Genomic DNA, 16481 nt, shown 5'->3' on the forward strand with positions numbered 1-16481 from the left:
TACAGGGGGAAGCAGGGATGAAATTTGTATTCGATCTGGACGGAACGATCTGTTTTAAAGGTCAGCCGGTTTCGGACGTACTGTTGAAGACTTTCGAGGAGCTGGTGGGGCAGGGGCACGAGGTTATTTTTGCTTCCGCAAGACCGATTCGTGATTTGCTCCCTGTCCTCCATGAGCGTTTCCATCATTACCCCATGATCGGGGGCAACGGCTCAATGGTAGCGACAGGTGGCAATATCGTATCCACGGTGGGGTTTAATCAAGAGGTTTTACCAGTGCTTCTTGAGCTGTTGGCTAAGTATAATGTGAGTTATTTAATCGATGGGGATTGGGATTATGCTTATACGGGTTCCGAGGATCATCCGATCCGGCTGAATCTGGATCCGCACAAGCTGGCTAAGCGAGTGGCGCTCCAGGAGCTGGAATCCATCGTGAAAATATTGATGCTGACCTCGGACCGCATGGCCGAAGTCGAAGAGAAGCTGAAGACACTGGACGTCGTTGTACACGTGCATGGGCAGGAGAACGTGCTGGATATAAGCCCAACGGGGATCCACAAGTGGAGCGGGCTTCAGCAGCTCGGAGTTAAGGAGGGCGAATTTGTTGCCTTCGGCAACGATGCCAACGATATCTCGATGTTTCAGCATGCGCTGCACAGCGTGATGATCGGTGACCATCCGCAGCTGGCCCCGTATTCTTCGGAGCAATTGCTGCTGGATGGTAATATCGAGCATGCCATTTCGGACAGATTGAAGGATCTTGGGTGTTTGTATCGGTAATTTAGAGTAATAGAGCAGGTCATTATGTAGAAGAAACCTTGTCTCATGGGAGCCGCTTGCTTATAAGCGGGTGGCTCTTTTCTTTGGACGGCTAGGTCAGCCGTTCCCCTTGAGATGTATTTGGCCATTGCACCACCGATATCCGATCCACAGCAGAACAACATAGCCAGTTTCTCCGTTGCAGGACCGGGTCACCGCCTGAATGAGGAGGATATTCCGGCTCTCATTGATCAGGTGAAGAATGCCGCCTCGCGGATTTCCATCAAGCTTGCGGATAGGGAATAGGCACAATTCCATATAATCGATGTAAAGCTGTCGAGTCCAACTCGGCAGCTTTTTTGGTTTTTTCAGCGGGCGCGCTGCTCCTGCCAAAATATTATGCCGGTTTCAATCCGGAAGTAGAGGATAATCCGCATGCTTCGAGAATATCATGTGGCATAGGCGTGTGGGAAACGGGAGGGTGTTGATAGAGGGATGGCCACTTATGAGTATTATAAAGAGATATTCGCGGAAGTCCCGAGGCCATTCGCCTTGGTCGATCTGGACATGCTGGACGACAATGCAAGGGCCATTGCAGGGGCTGCAGGGGGCAAAAGGGTACGGCTCGCAAGCAAGTCGATCCGTTCTGTGGACGTGCTGACTCGTATTCTTGGTTCAAGCCCGATCTATCAAGGGATCATGTGTTATACGGCGGCAGAAGCAGCTTTTTTGGCAGAGCGCGGCTTCGACGACCTTCTGCTTGGGTATCCGCAGTGGCAGCCGGAAGCGATCCGAACCTTGATGAACCGGGTAAGCGAAGGTCGCTCGATTACCTTGATGGTCGATAGTGTCGAACACGTTGAGCACGTGGAACAACTCGCCAGACAAGAGGGAACCGTTATGCCGCTATGCATTGACCTGGATATGTCGGTCCAATATCCCGGCCTGCATCTCGGTGTGTGGCGATCTCCCGTCCATTCGTGGGAGGGCATGTACCCTATCGTGGAACGGATAATCCACTCCCCCTGGCTTTGTCTGGATGGCATCATGGGATACGAGGCGCAGGTGGCAGGCGTAGGCGATAAAACAGCCGGAAAGTACCTGAAGAATAAAACGGTGCGGTGGCTGAAGAGCCGCTCTATCGTCGAAGCCGCCAAGCGCAGGAAGGAAGCTGTGGAGCGGCTGATGGCGATGGACCTTCGGCTTCGCTTCGTGAATGCAGGAGGAACCGGCAGTATGGAGAGCTCCAGGGAGGAAGCATGGGTAACCGAAATTACGGCAGGCTCGGGTTTCTATGCGCCGGGCTTGTTTGACCATTATGCTTCTTTCCGTTATCAACCGGCAGCAGCTTATGCCGTAGAGGTGGTGCGTTTCCCGAAGGCAGGGATCGTGACGTGTATGGGCGGTGGATACACGGCATCCGGCACAGCGGATGCGGATAAGCTGGCACAGCCTTATTTGCCTTCAGGATTGAAACTGTTCGCGCTGGAAGGCGCCGGGGAGGTACAGACGCCGCTGCGCTTGCCTGCGCATGTAGAGCTAAACCTGGGAGACCCGGTGTTCTTCCGCCATGCGAAGGCAGGCGAGCTGTGCGAGCGGTTCAAGGTGCTGCATGCGGTCTCGCAGGGCCGAATTGTGGGTGAGTATGCTACCTATCGCGGAATGGGAGCGTGTTTTCTATGAAGCAGGTCCAGTGGTCGAATTGGTCGGGAACCGTACGAGCCAATCCAAGAACAGTGCTTCACCCTACCTCCACGCAAGAAGTCGTGAAGATTGTGCAGATGTGCAGACAGGAGGGCAGGCGGCTGCGAGTGGTCGGTTCAGGGCATTCGTTTACGCCCATTGCGGCATCGGAGGATTGTCTGGTCTCCCTGGACGGCATGCAGGGGCTGGTCCATGTGGACGCAGAAGGTTTAACAGCCACCGTCTGGGCGGGAACGAAGCTGAAGCTGCTGGGTGAGCTGTTGTTTCGGCATGGGCTGGCTCAGGAGAATTTGGGCGATATCGATGTGCAATCCATCGCAGGCGCCATTAGTACCGGGACGCATGGTACGGGCCGGACGTTCGGGAACATCTCAACGCAGGTTGTCGGGTTTACGGTAGTCACGGGTACGGGTGAGGTGCTTGAATGCAGCAGGGAGTCACACCCGGATTGGTTCAGGGCGCTCCAGGTATCCTTGGGAACACTCGGGATTATCGTTCAAGTTACGTTGAGGCTTGAACCGGCCTACCGGATCGAATACGAGAGCAGGCGAGTGACACTGAATGAATGCTTGAAGCAGCAGGCTCGGTTAGCTGAGGAGAATCGCCATTTCGAATTCTACTGGTTCCCTTATGCGGAGCCGTGCCAGATCAAGCTGATGAACAAGACGCATCAAGAGGCGAAGGAGTATCGGATCAAGGATTACTTCAATGAAATGTTGGTGGAGAACACCCTCTTCGGCCTGATCTCGGAGCTGTGCCGCAAGCTGCCCAAAGCAAGTCCCTATGTAAGCCGCTTCTCTGCGTCACAAGTGCCGCTCGGCCGCAAAGTGAACCACAGCCATCGTTTGTTTGCGACCCAGCGGCTCGTTCGATTTAACGAAATGGAGTACAACCTTCCCGTGGAGGCCATGAATGCGGTCATCGAAGATATGCGTGAGGAGCTGTCACGCAGTAAATTCCATGTGCATTTTCCTGTGGAATGCCGTTATGCCAAAGGCGACGATATTTGGTTAAGTCCCGCATATGGCCGGGATTCGGCTTATATTGCGGTTCATATGTACAAAGGCATGCTGTATGAGGACTATTTCCAGGCGATGGAGCGCATCTTCCTCCGTTATGGCGGTCGGCCGCATTGGGGCAAAATGCATTCCCTTGAGGCTGCGCAGTTGAAGGAACTGTATCCGATGTGGGATGCTTTCCTTGCGGTTCGGGAGGAGCTGGACCCGGACGGCATATTATGGAGTAATTATACGGGAAGGCTGTTCGATTCATCCGGCGCTGTCTCCAACAACTTGCTTTTTCTTTGAATTTTACTTGGAGTATATAAAAAAGCCTGATGAGGAAATTCTAGTAGCAAAAAGAAAAGGGGAATTACATTACATGAAGCGGCGATCCATGATCCATGTTCTGCTGTTATGCGCCTTGCTCCTGTTCAGTCTGGGAAGCGCAGCTGCCTATGCGCAGCCACAAGAAGAGAAGCCCAGGGAGCGGCAGCTCGAGAATGCCATGCTGCAGCAGTTATATCCGGTTATCCGATCCTCGCTCCAGGAGATATATAGCGAGGCTTATCCCTCGTTTGGCTGCGAGCGAATTATATCGATCAACGAGCGGGTAACGATGGCAGAGGATAGCCAGCATGCCAGTCCGGTGGATGCGATGCACGGGGCCACCTATTTTGAGATTACAGTGGGCTTATGCAAGGGGAGTGGGGAGAAGATCGAGCTGCGCCTCAAGAATGATACGCCTACGGCGCAATATTATGTGGACGTGTTTCATGTGAGATAACGCTTCTCTTGTTCAGCGTATCTGAGAAAAAATGAGTTAAACCATTTTATGCGGTTTGGGGTGCTTCATCCTGTAGTAGAATTAGCCATGATTTGCGATGCTGCTCATTATCCGTTTCATGAAGGAGTGAATGAACCATGGCGCATGCGCATGACGTTCTATTGAATCAGCTGTTAGCCAATGCGAATGATCCCAGCTGGCACGTTCCTTTCCAGCAATCCGTTGAGCATATAACGGAGGATGAAGCGTTCTGGACCCCTGCCAATGACAGCCACAGCATTGCTGAGATCGTGCAGCATCTACTTTATTGGAATGAAACCTGGCAAACCAGATACCGGGAATCACGAATGAGTGCGGTGTCTTCTATTGGAGACAATCAACATAGCTTTATCATTCCCGACAATGCGACCTTTGCAGAGCTAAGAGACCGACTGTTAGCCGTGCTATTGCAGTGGCAGGAACTGCTGACAGAGGCGAAGCTCGAGCAGGAGGTGGACGGTTTTCCCGTACCGGCCAAGTGGTGGGAGATCATAAGCAATGCGGCTGCGCATAATGCCTATCATATCGGTCAGATCGTGTACATTCGAAAGCTGCAGAAGAGCTGCAAGGCGCTGGAATGGTAAGTTTCGTTAAGAAGTAAGGTTCCCCCGCTCTGGATCCCGTCTAGGCTCTTTGCTGCTTGATCCCCGGGCCAGCTTCCCTGCTCTAACGAGCAAATGCATGGAGGGGCCCGGATTACCCTGGACCCAACCATGCATGCACCTCTCTTACAACGCCTCTTTAATTATCCGTTTATAGAACAGCACCGATAACAGCCCGAATATGGAATACAGTGCCGTATACAGCAGCATAACCATAACCATGGGCAGCCACAGCTCGGTTCCGAAGAAGAACCAGCCGGATTTAACGGCGAAGTAACTATGGAACAGGCCAACGATCAGCGGAATGCCGAAGTTGAACAGCTGCTTCATCTGAATGCCCTTCAGCAGGTTGCCCTGAGTGAAGCCGAGTTTTCTCAGAATGGTATAGTTCGCTTTCTCTTCTTCCCCTTCATCCATTTGTTTGAAGTACAGGATGCAGCCGGAGGTGATCAGGAAGGTGAGTCCAAGGAATCCCACGATGAACATCATCAGGCCCATGTTGCTCTTCTGGTTCATTATCAGCTCACTCTGGGACAGGTTCCCGGTAGACTCACTAATGCCGAGATCCTTGAAGATCTGATTGGCTTGATCGATGGCGATCGGGTCGACAAGGTCGATACCGTAGTAGACATTCGTTTCCTTCTGGATCTTCGGATCCAGATCCTGGGCCAGCTTGTCAAAGACGGTGTGGTCCACAATCGCTGCCGGCAGACCTCCGCTGGCAAAATAATAGGATACATAGGAGTCCTTCTCCAAGCCTATCAACTGCTGTTTTATTTGCTGGTTAGGGCTTGTCAGCTCAATATCCCCCGTGGCCTGAATCGACATAAACTGTTGAATTGCATCGCTGGATCCCGTGAACAGCGTCTCCTCAGGAGAAACATCGATTCCTTCCACACTCTCGTCGCTGATGACCGGTATGACCGTTGGTTGCTGTTCTCCTGGACCTGATACGACCTCCAAGTTGGCCCCAATCACCTGAGAAAGGTCAGCATTCACTTGAATAACGTCACGTTTGGTCTGCTTGAACTCTATATTCTCGTCGGTCAGCGCTTGGATATAAGCAGCCAGATCGTTGGAATTTGCTACCGTAAAATGATTGGGTACGCTCTGCCGTGCTGATTTCTCCGCGGAGTAGTAAGAGATGTAGCTGAGGGACAACAGTCCGATCGCTAACGCGGATACGGTCGTAATGATCGTTAACAGCAGTGCGTTGGATTTCATGCGGAACATGATGGAGGAGAGCGACAGCACTTCATTCACGGATAAGTAACCGCCCTTGCTCTTCCGGATCGCGTTGAAAATAAAACTGACGGATCCTTTATAGAATAAATAGGTTCCGATAATGACCGATCCCAGGATCAGGATCATCGCCATGAACAGCTCGTTCATGGAGGTGAAATCCCCGCTGAACAGCTTGGTTGACACATAATAACCGAGAAGAATAAGTCCGATTCCGAGCAAGCCGAATAACATTTCGAGGAAGGACATCTTCTTGATCTGATTCTCCGTTGTAGATACCGCACGGAACAGGGACAGAATGCTCTGCCGCTGGATGAACGTATAATTCATGATCATGATCAGCACATAGATGACGGCAAACACAATGACGGTTTGGATCAGCGCTTCGGTGGAGAAGGACAAGGCGGCTTCAGCGTCAACACCGATAACCTTGAACAAAATCATCAGGATCAAGCGGGAAGCCGCAAATCCGGCAAAGATGCCAATCACCATGGAACCGAAATACAGAATCAGGTTCTCCGCGCTCAAGATTCGGAATATCTTGCCTTTGGTTAAGCCGATGAGCTGAAACAACCCGATTTCCTTGCTTCGCCGTTTAATGAAAATCGTGTTGGCATACAGCAGGAAAATCGCAACGATGGCCACAAGCAGCACCGAGGCGGCTCCCAGAGCTGCAGCCCCCTTCACAGATCCCTTGGCCTCATCCGTGGCCGGATCATATTGCAGCGTCACAAAGGCGAAATACAGACCCACGCTGAAGATGAGGGCAAAGACATACAGATAATAATTTTTAATATTCTTCTTCAGATTCCGGTAGATCAGATAATTAATGTTCATTCTGAACACCGCCTAGCACGCCCTGAGTCTTGATGATGTCATTGAAGAAGGCCTGCCGGGACTGCTCGCCCTTGTTCAGCTGGGTATAAATCTGTCCGTCCTTAATGAAGACAACCCGGCTGCAATAGCTGGCGGCCACAGGATCATGAGTAACCATGATGATGGTGGAGTCGATCTTCAGATTCAGTTCGCTTAATTTGTTCAACAGATCGGAAGCGGACTTCGAGTCCAGCGCTCCGGTCGGCTCATCTGCAAAAATAATGCTGGGATCGTGAATGAATGCGCGGGCCGCTGAAGTCCGCTGCTTCTGTCCACCGGATATCTGATTCGGATATTTGTCCTTGAGTTCGTATATGCCAAGCTCGGTTGCTATTTTTTGAAACCTCTGGTTCGCATCTTTTTTGGATACCTTCTTGATGGATAGCGGCAGTAGAACATTTTCTTTGACAGTCAGCGTGTCCAGCAGGTTGTACTCCTGAAAAATAAAGCCCAGATGGTGCTTCCGGAATTCGGCCAGTTCCTTCTCTTTCATGCCAGTAAACTCTTTGCCTTCGATTTTTATGCTGCCAAGGCTCACTTTATCGATGGAAGAGAGCACGTTCAGCAGCGTGGTTTTCCCTGAGCCTGATGCGCCCATGATGCTGACGAACTCGCCTTTATCCACACGGATATCGATGCCCTTCAGCACCTCCTGTTTATTGAATTTATTGCCGAAACTCTTATGGATTTGGTTTGCTTCCAGAATTGCCAAGTTCCTCACTCCTTTGTTTACTGTCCTTATCATAAAGGAGCGGCAAGGGCCTTTTCCTTCGATTCGCCGAACAAAGTGCAAAAGCATGTGACATTGTTGTCACATGCCGATAATCCTCACAACATCGTTCTTCTTCGGAAAAATTAAAGTGAAGGTTGTGCCTATGCCTGGCTTCGATTCCACCTGAATGCGGATCAATAGGGCATTGGCTGCCTTCTGTGTCAGATACAGCCCCATGCCGGTTGCCGCACGGTCCTGATGTGAGGTCGTGGACGTGAAACCTTTGTCGAAAATACGAGGCATGTCCTTCGGATCGATGCCGCGTCCGGAATCCCGAATGATGAGTCTAACATGGTCATCCACGAGCTCACTCTGCAAGGCAATATCCGATGCAGAGCTGTATTTAACGGCATTGGTCAGCAGTTGACGGATAATGAAGCCCAGCCATTTCGTATCGCTCAGCACCTCCGTTACCTGCAGGGAGACGTCAAAACCGATGCCTTTTTGCATGCACCAGGATTTGAGCGCCCGTATCTCCTGGAAGATGATCGGCTCAAGCGCGGACACCTCAATATGGAGATCGTTCTGGATAAAGGGGATGCGTTTTTGGTGCAGCTGCTGGTCCAGCAGCAGGTGGATGCGGAGCCATTCGTACTGTAGCTGTCCTTTTAACGTCTCATCCTCCATGCGCTCGATCATCAGCTGCATGGTGGTAAGGGGCGTTTTCACTTCGTGGATCCAGGACAGCAGCTCATCCTTCTCCTCTTCCATCTCCATCAGGCGGATGGAGGATTCCCTCTTAAAGCGCTCGGCCTGGAGGGAGAGCATGTCCATGGCAATTGCTTCAAAGGGATGCTCCGGCTCGGTGATGGCGGCTAAGTCGAAGGTGTCATCCCATGCCCGAAGGCTTTTGTAGAATTTCGTCTCCCGGTTGTATCTGACAATCAGAAACACCATGAAGAGCATAGATGACAGAAACACAATATAGAGAATGGGCAGGAACGGGATTTGGGAATCCACAGCGGCAACAAACAGAAGCAGCAGCTGCAGGAACAGAAATAACAGAATCCAGCTTAGCCGTTCCCGAATATAGGCAAGGATCATGCATGAGCCTCTTCTGTCGCGATATATCCTTGTCCCACCTTGGTTTCGATGTAAGGATCAAGGCCAAGAGGCTCCAGCTTCTTACGCAGTCGATTCACATTCACCGTTAACGTGTTATCACTGACAAAATGCTCATGGTCCCATAAACTCTTGATCAGCTCCTCCCGGCTGACGATCTGATTCTTCCTCTCCATGAGGATCTTTAGAATATACATTTCATTCTTCGTCAGTTCGACCGTGCCTTGAGGGCTGCTAATGGTATTCTTGCCGAACTCGACGGTTGCTCCGCGCCAGGCTCTCAGCTCTGTTCGTTCGGTGCTGTAGTTGTAAACCCGGCGCAGGGTGGCCTGGATTTTGGCAATCAATACATCAAAGTGGAACGGCTTCTGAATGAAATCATCCGCTCCCAGCTGCATGGACATCACCATGTCGGTAGGATGATCCCGTGAAGACAGGAAGATAATCGGGACGTTCGAATGGGATCGAATCATCCGGCACCAGTGAAATCCGTCGAATTTGGGCAGCTGGATATCGATAATGACAAGATCCGGCTGTACGTCTGTGAATTCCTGGAGTACACTGCTGAAATCCTTGATGCCATATACGTCATAAGACCATTGCGAGAGCCGTTCCTGGACTTCATGGAACAGGGTCGCGTCGTCTTCGATAAGCATAATTTTGAACAAAAGATTCACCACGCTTTATAAGGTTGTCCAAAAAAAGCCGGAGTTCCCGGAAACTTCCCGTTGCTGTAGATGGGCCTTTTAGTTTTGGACTTTATGTAATCGGCACTTCATTCCCAGTGTATAGCAAAAAGGGAGCAAGTGCCATCCGGTGGATGAACATAAGCGCATGCGTAGATGACGAGGCTGAATTACCTATTTACAAACATTTCCTATCTCCCGATAATAGATATGAGCCTATGACCTGGGAGGGGACAATATGAATATGCATAAGAAGTTTAAATGGTTGACCGTACTCGTTGCAGCTATGCTTGTCATTATGACAGGGTGTCAGTCCGTGGGAGGTTTGGATATCAACAAGGCGATGCTTACAAGTCTTGATGTTAAATCCAGTGAATCCAGTGCAAGCATTCGATTCGAGGCGGTGCCTGCCGACCGGGCCCTGTCGTCTGAAGATAAAGAAGCGATTGAACTTATTAATTCGTTATCATTGAATGTGGATCGTGCCATCGTCCAGGATGCCAACACCGTGTCCATTCAGGGCAGTGTGCATTATTTGGACAAGAAGATTCCGCTTCACTTGTCCATGGATCCCAAAGGAATGGCGATTCAACTGGAAGGCGCCAAGCAGCCGTTCTATCTCTCAATGGATACAACGGTTCCCGGAATGCCTGACACCAGCCAATACGAGCAGGCGATTCAAGACGTAGTGAAGAAGGCGGCCGGGCTTGTACTGAAGCATTTTCCGAATCCGACAAAAATTGCTGTGAAATCTGCCCAGGAGAAGGTGAATGGGGAGAGCTTGAACCTGACGCATCTCCATATGGAGCTGACCGGGGAAGAGATATTGACGATGTTCAAGCCTTTTGCAGAGAGTCTCATGAAGGACGAAGCAGGCTTAAAGCAGTTGATTGGTGATGCCTATGATGCCATTTATCCGATGATGGTTAGCATCGGTGAGGCTTACGGGGAAGATGTGGAGCTCTTGCCGCAGGAATCCAAGGAAGAGGTTGTGGCTTCGCTCTACGAAATCGTTCATGGCAGCTTGGCCGAATTGACGGAGAATTACGATGAACAGAAGGAACAGCTGTTGGAGGAGTTCCCAGGAGGCGATACCGTCTTCGGTAAGGATACGGTTCTCAAGCTGGACTATTACTTTGACGAGCAGCTTAACACACGCAAGAACGCTGTGGAACTGACTGTCGCACTTCCGGCTTCCGAAGACATGCCCTTGAAATCCTTCAAGGTGTACTCCGAGGGCGAGGTATGGAATATCGGCAGTGCGGTGAAAGCCAATAAAGTGGATACATCCAAGGGTGCTTTGGATGTCCTGAGCGAATCGGTGACACCAGGCCAGGTGCTGCGCAATTTCGAGAAGAATTCAACGATTTATAACGTGCTGAAGGATGATTTGAAGATCACGCACAGATCGCTGTATCTTGATACGAACGAGGATCTCGTATACCCTGTGATCAAGAAGAACAATCAGACCTTTGTTCCACTTCGTTACCTGACCAATCGTCTTGATGCCGAAGTGAAGTGGGCGAAGGGCTCCAAGAACATTACGGTCATCAATGATCTGACAGGCGAGGAAATCAAGCTGACGGTAGGTTCCCAGAAAGCGACTGTAGGCGGTAAAAGCGTGACCCTGCAGGCGGCTCCGTTTGTCCATAGCGACGGATCTACCTACGTTCCGCTCCGGTTTATGGCGGAAGCCCTCGGGGCAACGCTTCATCTGGAGGGCGATGGCTGGATTATCATTGAGCGTGATTAAGCGATAACCCATTTCGATAACAGACGGACCTGTCGGTCGGCGAGTTAGAGGTGGATACACAGGGAAGTATTGCCGGGGCTGTTTCCCGTCATCTTGGGATGGCGGGAAACAGCCCTTTTTGTCATGGTTGCTGATGTGTTATCAGCGGTTCTTACAGTATAATCGCAGGGCAAGGAAAAGGTATGGATACATCCTATCCTTCCTTCGCCCCATCAACTGTATCGGTACAGTTGGCGTTATTTCTAATCGTAAGGGTGCTCCTCCCGCCGTATGCTAACTTTAGCAGATGCAACACTCCAGGATTGCAATGCATACGAGAAAATAAAGGAGATCATGATTAATGAATACACCGCATACAGGCCGGGCCTATGCCGCAGCGTTAGGATATACCGTCATTATAGGTTTTTCGTTCATGTTTGTGAAAATGGCACTGATCGTATCCAACCCGCTGGACACGTTAGCGCACCGGTTCACCCTCTCTTTCATTGCCGCCGCACTGGCATTGCTCATCGCCCGCAGAAGAGTTCCGCTCCATCTGAAGCGACTGCTGGTTATTGTGCCCTTGGCGATATTCTATCCGTTTCTGTTCTTTACACTGCAAACCTTCGGTTTGGTCTACACCAGCTCAGCTGAAGCGGGAATTATCCATGCTACCGTTCCGATCTTTACGATGCTGCTGGCATCATTATTTTTGAAGGAACGCTCAGGATGGGCACAGAAGCTGTTTACCGTATTGTCGGTAACAGGGATTATTTCGATTTTCGTGCTGAAGGGCGTTTCCTTTGAAGCCTCCAGCATGCTCGGTATCGTGCTTATTCTGTTGTCGGCACTGTCTAATGCCATTTATAGCGTGATGGCCCGCAAGTTAACCCAGAAGCAGCCAGTGCTGGATATTACGTTCATCATGACGCTAATCGGATTCGTGCTGTTTAACCTGATGTCGGTTGTTCAGCATGCGGCCCAAGGAACGCTCATGCAGTATTTTGACCCGTTTGCTCATCCTTCTTTTGTATGGGCGGTCCTGTATCTTGGTGTCCTGTCTTCCCTGGGTACGTCGCTTCTGTCGAATTATGCCTTATCCCAGCTGGAAGCGTCGCGGATGAGCATCTTCAACAATTTGGCAACTGTAATCACCATCTTTGGAGGTGTCTTCTTCTTGAACGAACAGTTGGCCTATTATCATTTCATTGGCGCAGGACTCGTTATTATCGGGGTGATTGGCGCCAGTTTCGCTGGAAGATCCAAGCGGGCTGCACCAACGGGATTGACCCCGGGTGAGTCCAAATCCACTTAACTTAACACCAGTGTGTAGAATAAGTGTAGAGAAATTGTCGAGATCCGCCTTGTATGATTACATGCTGAACCATCTGTTTCCCATTAGCAGGTAGTCATAGCATTCATTTTTAGAACAGATGAAATCATACAAAGAGGTGGATCTATACGATGTGGAAGAAAGGAAGCATTCTGGTACTGGCACTCCTGCTGCTGTTTCAGGGGATGTTCGGTACGGGTGCAGGGTTTTATGATTCGGGTCGTGCATGGGCTGCACCAGCTGATCCGGTTGTGTCGGTGGATCCCTTGGATCCGGGCAACGGGAATGGACCTGCGGATTCGGTAACGGATGTGGTATATCAAGATCCGGGCCAGACGCAAGGGGCGAACGCAGGCGCAGGACAGAGCATTCTGACGAAGGTTACGATTAAGGACAAGAACGGTACGGTCATTGATTCGGTATACAATCCGGATCTGGGAGAGCGTATTGAGCTTGGCTCGGACGTGAGCTTGTCGTATGAATGGGAGCTGCCGAATGGGCATGATTACGTCGACGGCTCGACCTTTGAATTCGACATTCCGGGCGCCTTCAAAATTTATAACAGCTTTAACGGGAGTCTCCTTGCCGATGGCGGCGATGTGGGGACGTTCTCTGTATCGACGAGCGGCCATGTGGTGATGACCTTTAATGATGAGGTTAACAACTCCGAGGTACGGGGGACGCTGGAATTCCTCACCGAGATTAGCAAGGAGACCGTTAAGGGCAGCACGGAAGTACGAATCCCATTCCCGATCCGGGACGGGGAGCAAGTGGCTATCCTGTATATCAAACCGGTAAAAGGCTCCCATCTGGACAAGAAGGGACAAGCCAATCAAGCGTCGAGCATCCTTTGGAGGATCGATGCGAACACCATCCTGCATCCGATTGACTTAGCGGTCATACAGGATCAGATTCCAGCAGGGTTAACCCTGGATGAGAGCTCTGTGAAGGTATACAAGCTGGACGTCAATATTGATGGAAGCACGGTACGCGGAGCGGAGGTGACGGCAGGGTTCAGCCTGAATACGGGGCCTTCTGCATTCACGATTGCTTTTGACCAGAAGATCACATCGGCTTATCGCGTGGAATATACGACGGCAGTAGGCAAGGGCGATGAGACGAGTTTCACGAATAACGCTGCATTATCGGGGAGCGGAATGCCGGAACAAACGGTGAACGCCACGGTGACAATCGATCGCGGAGAGCTGTTGACAAAGAAGGTTGCCAGCTATGACAAGGGCACCCGGACGATCGGCTGGAGTATCGAATACAATTTCCGTGAAAAAGAGATTTCCCGGCAGGATGCCGTTCTGGTAGACCGCTTCAACGGGACTCAGGAGCTGGAATCCGGCTCATTTAAGGTAAGACATGCCGGAACCGGAGGCGCGGAGCTGGTTGAGGGAACCGATTATATCCTGACACCTGTACAGAATGATAATGGGAAGAACGGATTTGATCTGTCCTTCCAAAGTGATATCGATTCCGGCTATATCATCACCTATAGGACCAAAACCGATGATCGCATCTATACCGATGAGACTGTGGCAAATACGGTTAAGGCCAATGGCGTAACGAAGACGGCTAGCCAGAAGCATGAGGCTGTTATCCTCAAGAAGTACAATAGAGCGGTGGATTACAACGCCAAAACGACAACATGGGAAATCAGCCTCAACGAAGACCAGTTCGATATGGACTCGGTGGTACTGACCGATACGTTCCCGAATGGCGGGTTAGAGCTGGTTGCCGGTACGCTGAAGGTGCTCCACGCAGATGGAAGTGCGGTTGATCCCTCCTGGTATACGGCGAAGGAAGACGAGCCTAAGAAAGGCTTCACGGTTACCTTCCATCAGACGTTCAACGAGACTTTGAAGGTGACGTACACCACGACTTTCAACAACGATTGGAAAATCGATAAGACCAAGTCCGAGTTCCGTAACCGGGCTCATCTGGCTTGGCTTGAAGGTACCCAGAACAAGACGATAACAAAGGACGCTGTGCTGAGCCCCGATAATTTAACGAAGACGAACGGGGACAAGAGCGGTGCATACAATCCGCGAACCAAGGAGATCTCCTGGACCATCCGGGCAAATTATAATAAAAAAGAAGTGGCACAAGCCGTCTTCACCGATAAGCTGCTGCAGAATCAGAAGTTTGTTCCAGGGTCGCTTCTCGTATATGAAATGAAACTGACGGGCGCTGCTAACGGGACAACTCGGGGAGATCTCGTAGACCCGATCCTGTATGATGCGGTGCTTCCGGATGAAGCTAATGGCAACGAGCTGCGGGTAGCGTTCAAGAACGCTATCAACAGCCCTTATCAGATTGTGTTCAAAACCACGTTAGACGGAGAGGTCATCGCAAGCGAAGTGTCGAATACAGGCATTTTTCTTGATGGCACAAGCAAGCTGGCGGAGTGGACGACCAAGGTGAGCATTCCGCAAGGTGGCGAATATGTATTCAAGAACGGCGTGCAGAACGGTGAGAAGCTGAAGTGGACCGTCTATGTCAACCGCGGTCAATCTTATGTGGAAGAAGCCACGATTATGGATGAGCCCACAAGCAATCTCATCCTGGTGGAAGATTCGTTCCACGTCTACGCAACCACTGTTGCCGCGAATGGTGCGGTTTCCAAGGCAGCCGAGTTAGTGCGTGACCAGGACTACACGCTGGAATTCATCTATGGAGCGACCGAATACTTCGTGCTTCGCTTCAAGAACCCGATTGATAAGGCTTATATTGTGGAGTATGAAACACTGATTGATGCGGCAGACAGAGAAAAGGTGGGCAATAGCGTCTCCTTTGAGGGGCTTGGTATTACAACCGGTATCCGTGAGACTACACAGGAGATCGAAGTACGCATGTCTTCAGGCTCCGGCACCGGCTCCGGGGTCCGCGGCAGTCTGGAGGTCCTGAAAGTCGATAAGGATGATGCTGCTCTTGCCCTGGAAGGAGCCGTCTTCGTTCTTCGAGACCAAGAGGGCAAGCGACCAGCCGTGACACTGACAACCGATGCGGACGGCAAGGTGTTGTTTACAAAATTGCTGTATGGCCAATATGTTCTGGAAGAGACGGCTGCTCCGCAAGGGTATGTGATCGATCAGGCGACGACTACGGTTACGATCGATTCAAGCATTAAACAGACAGGCAACATCAAGCGAATCATCATCACGAACAGCAAAAAAAGCGTTCCACCCGGCCCTGATCCGGGCACCCCTGGTCCTGATCCGGGCACCCCGGGTCCTGATCCAGGCAGTCCTGGCCCTGATCCAGGCACCCCGGGCCCTGATCCGGGCACCCCTGGCCCTGATCCAGGCACCCCGGGCCCTGATCCAGGCACCCCCGGTCCTGATCCGGGCACCCCTGGCCCTGATCCAGGCACCCCTGGCCCTGATCCAGGTAACCCCGGTCCCGATCCGGGCACCCCTGGCCCTGATCCGGGCAGCCCTGGCCCATCACCGGGAGGTCATTCCGATAACGGGACGCCGACCGTCCCCGGGGAGATTGTATTGCCCGGTGATCACGATGGGGTGGACAAGCCAGCCCATCCGGTTGACCCGGCAGTTCCGGGCGAAGTTGATCCAGAACCGATTCCTGTAGAGGAACCGGAAGAGGGCGCTTTGGTTAGTAATGAGATATCCAAGCCGGAAGATAAGCCGGCTCCACCGACGGAGCATGATGCGAATAGCGCCGATCCGGTTGATGAAACCAAACCGGACAGCGGGGCCGCCATGCTTCCGAAAACAGGAGAGAGCAATCCGCATCCACTCCAATTCGGAGGGCTTGCACTTATGCTCGCAGGTTTCTTCTTGAGTCGTCTGCGCAATAAGCGTCAATAATGGATGAAATCCCCTTCTCCTGCTGGTGCATGGAGAGGGGGATTTTGAATGTTA

The 16481-nt window shown here is 51.3% G+C and carries 13 protein-coding genes; 9 read left to right on the forward strand and 4 right to left on the reverse strand.

The window, feature by feature from the left end; translation table 11 throughout:
* The first annotated feature begins 17 nt into the window (after positions 1-17).
* The 6 genes from B9D94_RS29230 (at position 18) to B9D94_RS29255 (ending at position 4870) form a co-directional block, all read left to right on the forward strand.
* Positions 18-779, forward strand: a complete 762-nt coding sequence (locus tag B9D94_RS29230) for an HAD-IIB family hydrolase (RefSeq protein ID WP_148248578.1) — start codon at positions 18-20, stop codon at positions 777-779.
* A 114-nt stretch (positions 780-893) separates the two neighbouring features.
* Positions 894-1064, forward strand: coding sequence for an IclR family transcriptional regulator domain-containing protein (locus tag B9D94_RS29235; RefSeq protein ID WP_148248579.1), 171 nt, complete (start codon positions 894-896; stop codon positions 1062-1064).
* Positions 1065-1253: 189 nt separating this feature from the next.
* The gene (locus B9D94_RS29240; RefSeq protein WP_148248580.1) at positions 1254-2441 is read left to right on the forward strand and encodes an amino acid deaminase/aldolase; all 1188 of its coding nucleotides are present in this window, start codon (positions 1254-1256) and stop codon (positions 2439-2441) included.
* On the forward strand, positions 2438-3769 hold the full coding sequence (locus B9D94_RS29245) for a D-arabinono-1,4-lactone oxidase (RefSeq protein WP_148248581.1): 1332 nt from the start codon (positions 2438-2440) through the stop codon (positions 3767-3769). Before B9D94_RS29240 ends, B9D94_RS29245 begins: the two co-directional genes overlap by 4 nt.
* Before the next feature lie 73 nt (positions 3770-3842).
* Positions 3843-4247, forward strand: a complete 405-nt coding sequence (locus B9D94_RS29250; protein WP_006207182.1) for a hypothetical protein — start codon at positions 3843-3845, stop codon at positions 4245-4247.
* Between the two features lie 137 nt (positions 4248-4384).
* On the forward strand, positions 4385-4870 hold the full coding sequence (locus B9D94_RS29255) for a DinB family protein (protein WP_006207181.1): 486 nt from the start codon (positions 4385-4387) through the stop codon (positions 4868-4870).
* Between the two features lie 144 nt (positions 4871-5014).
* Here the strand turns inward: B9D94_RS29255 and B9D94_RS29260 are convergent, their stop codons facing one another.
* From B9D94_RS29260 to B9D94_RS29275, 4 genes are all read right to left on the reverse strand, one after another.
* Positions 5015-6967, reverse strand: a complete 1953-nt coding sequence (locus tag B9D94_RS29260; protein ID WP_148248582.1) for an FtsX-like permease family protein — start codon at positions 6965-6967, stop codon at positions 5015-5017.
* Complete coding sequence (locus B9D94_RS29265; RefSeq protein ID WP_006207179.1) at positions 6957-7718, reverse strand: ABC transporter ATP-binding protein; 762 nt, start codon at positions 7716-7718, stop codon at positions 6957-6959. Before B9D94_RS29265 ends, B9D94_RS29260 begins: the two co-directional genes overlap by 11 nt.
* Positions 7719-7817: 99 nt before the next feature.
* On the reverse strand, positions 7818-8822 hold the full coding sequence (locus B9D94_RS29270; protein WP_148248583.1) for a sensor histidine kinase: 1005 nt from the start codon (positions 8820-8822) through the stop codon (positions 7818-7820).
* Positions 8819-9508 (reverse strand): response regulator transcription factor, encoded by a 690-nt coding sequence (locus tag B9D94_RS29275; protein WP_006207177.1) that lies wholly within the window; start codon positions 9506-9508, stop codon positions 8819-8821. The genes B9D94_RS29270 and B9D94_RS29275 overlap by 4 nt, the downstream gene beginning before the upstream one ends.
* 256 nt (positions 9509-9764) lie before the next feature.
* On the opposite strand from B9D94_RS29275, the gene B9D94_RS29280 reads away from it, so the two are divergent.
* The 3 genes from B9D94_RS29280 to B9D94_RS29290 all read left to right on the forward strand — a co-directional run bounded on the left by B9D94_RS29280 (position 9765) and on the right by B9D94_RS29290 (position 16427).
* Positions 9765-11279 carry a copper amine oxidase N-terminal domain-containing protein gene (locus B9D94_RS29280; protein ID WP_148248584.1) on the forward strand — a complete coding sequence of 505 codons (1515 nt, stop codon included), beginning with the start codon at positions 9765-9767 and terminating at the stop codon, positions 11277-11279.
* Positions 11280-11619: 340 nt separating this feature from the next.
* On the forward strand, positions 11620-12573 hold the full coding sequence (locus tag B9D94_RS29285; RefSeq protein WP_063478136.1) for a DMT family transporter: 954 nt from the start codon (positions 11620-11622) through the stop codon (positions 12571-12573).
* A gap of 149 nt (positions 12574-12722) precedes the next feature.
* Positions 12723-16427: an LPXTG cell wall anchor domain-containing protein gene (locus B9D94_RS29290; RefSeq protein WP_148248585.1), complete on the forward strand. Its 3705-nt coding sequence runs from the start codon at positions 12723-12725 to the stop codon at positions 16425-16427.
* Positions 16428-16481: the final 54 nt, after the last annotated feature.

Source organism: Paenibacillus sp. Cedars (assembly GCF_003184205.1).
Taxonomy (GTDB): Bacteria; Bacillota; Bacilli; order Paenibacillales; family Paenibacillaceae; genus Paenibacillus_AQ; species Paenibacillus_AQ glucanolyticus.

Bases quoted from the DNA above. Each gene is read 5' to 3' on its own strand.
- B9D94_RS29230 (WP_148248578.1), top strand. From the start codon at position 18: ATGAAATTTGTATTCGATCTGGACGGAACGATCTGTTTTAAAGGTCAG.
- B9D94_RS29235 (WP_148248579.1), top strand. From the start codon at position 894: ATGTATTTGGCCATTGCACCACCGATATCCGATCCACAGCAGAACAAC.
- B9D94_RS29240 (WP_148248580.1), top strand. From the start codon at position 1,254: ATGGCCACTTATGAGTATTATAAAGAGATATTCGCGGAAGTCCCGAGG.
- B9D94_RS29245 (WP_148248581.1), top strand. From the start codon at position 2,438: ATGAAGCAGGTCCAGTGGTCGAATTGGTCGGGAACCGTACGAGCCAAT.
- B9D94_RS29250 (WP_006207182.1), top strand. From the start codon at position 3,843: ATGAAGCGGCGATCCATGATCCATGTTCTGCTGTTATGCGCCTTGCTC.
- B9D94_RS29255 (WP_006207181.1), top strand. From the start codon at position 4,385: ATGGCGCATGCGCATGACGTTCTATTGAATCAGCTGTTAGCCAATGCG.
- B9D94_RS29260 (WP_148248582.1), bottom strand. From the start codon at position 6,967: ATGAACATTAATTATCTGATCTACCGGAATCTGAAGAAGAATATTAAA.
- B9D94_RS29270 (WP_148248583.1), bottom strand. From the start codon at position 8,822: ATGATCCTTGCCTATATTCGGGAACGGCTAAGCTGGATTCTGTTATTT.
- B9D94_RS29280 (WP_148248584.1), top strand. From the start codon at position 9,765: ATGAATATGCATAAGAAGTTTAAATGGTTGACCGTACTCGTTGCAGCT.
- B9D94_RS29285 (WP_063478136.1), top strand. From the start codon at position 11,620: ATGAATACACCGCATACAGGCCGGGCCTATGCCGCAGCGTTAGGATAT.
- B9D94_RS29290 (WP_148248585.1), top strand. From the start codon at position 12,723: ATGTGGAAGAAAGGAAGCATTCTGGTACTGGCACTCCTGCTGCTGTTT.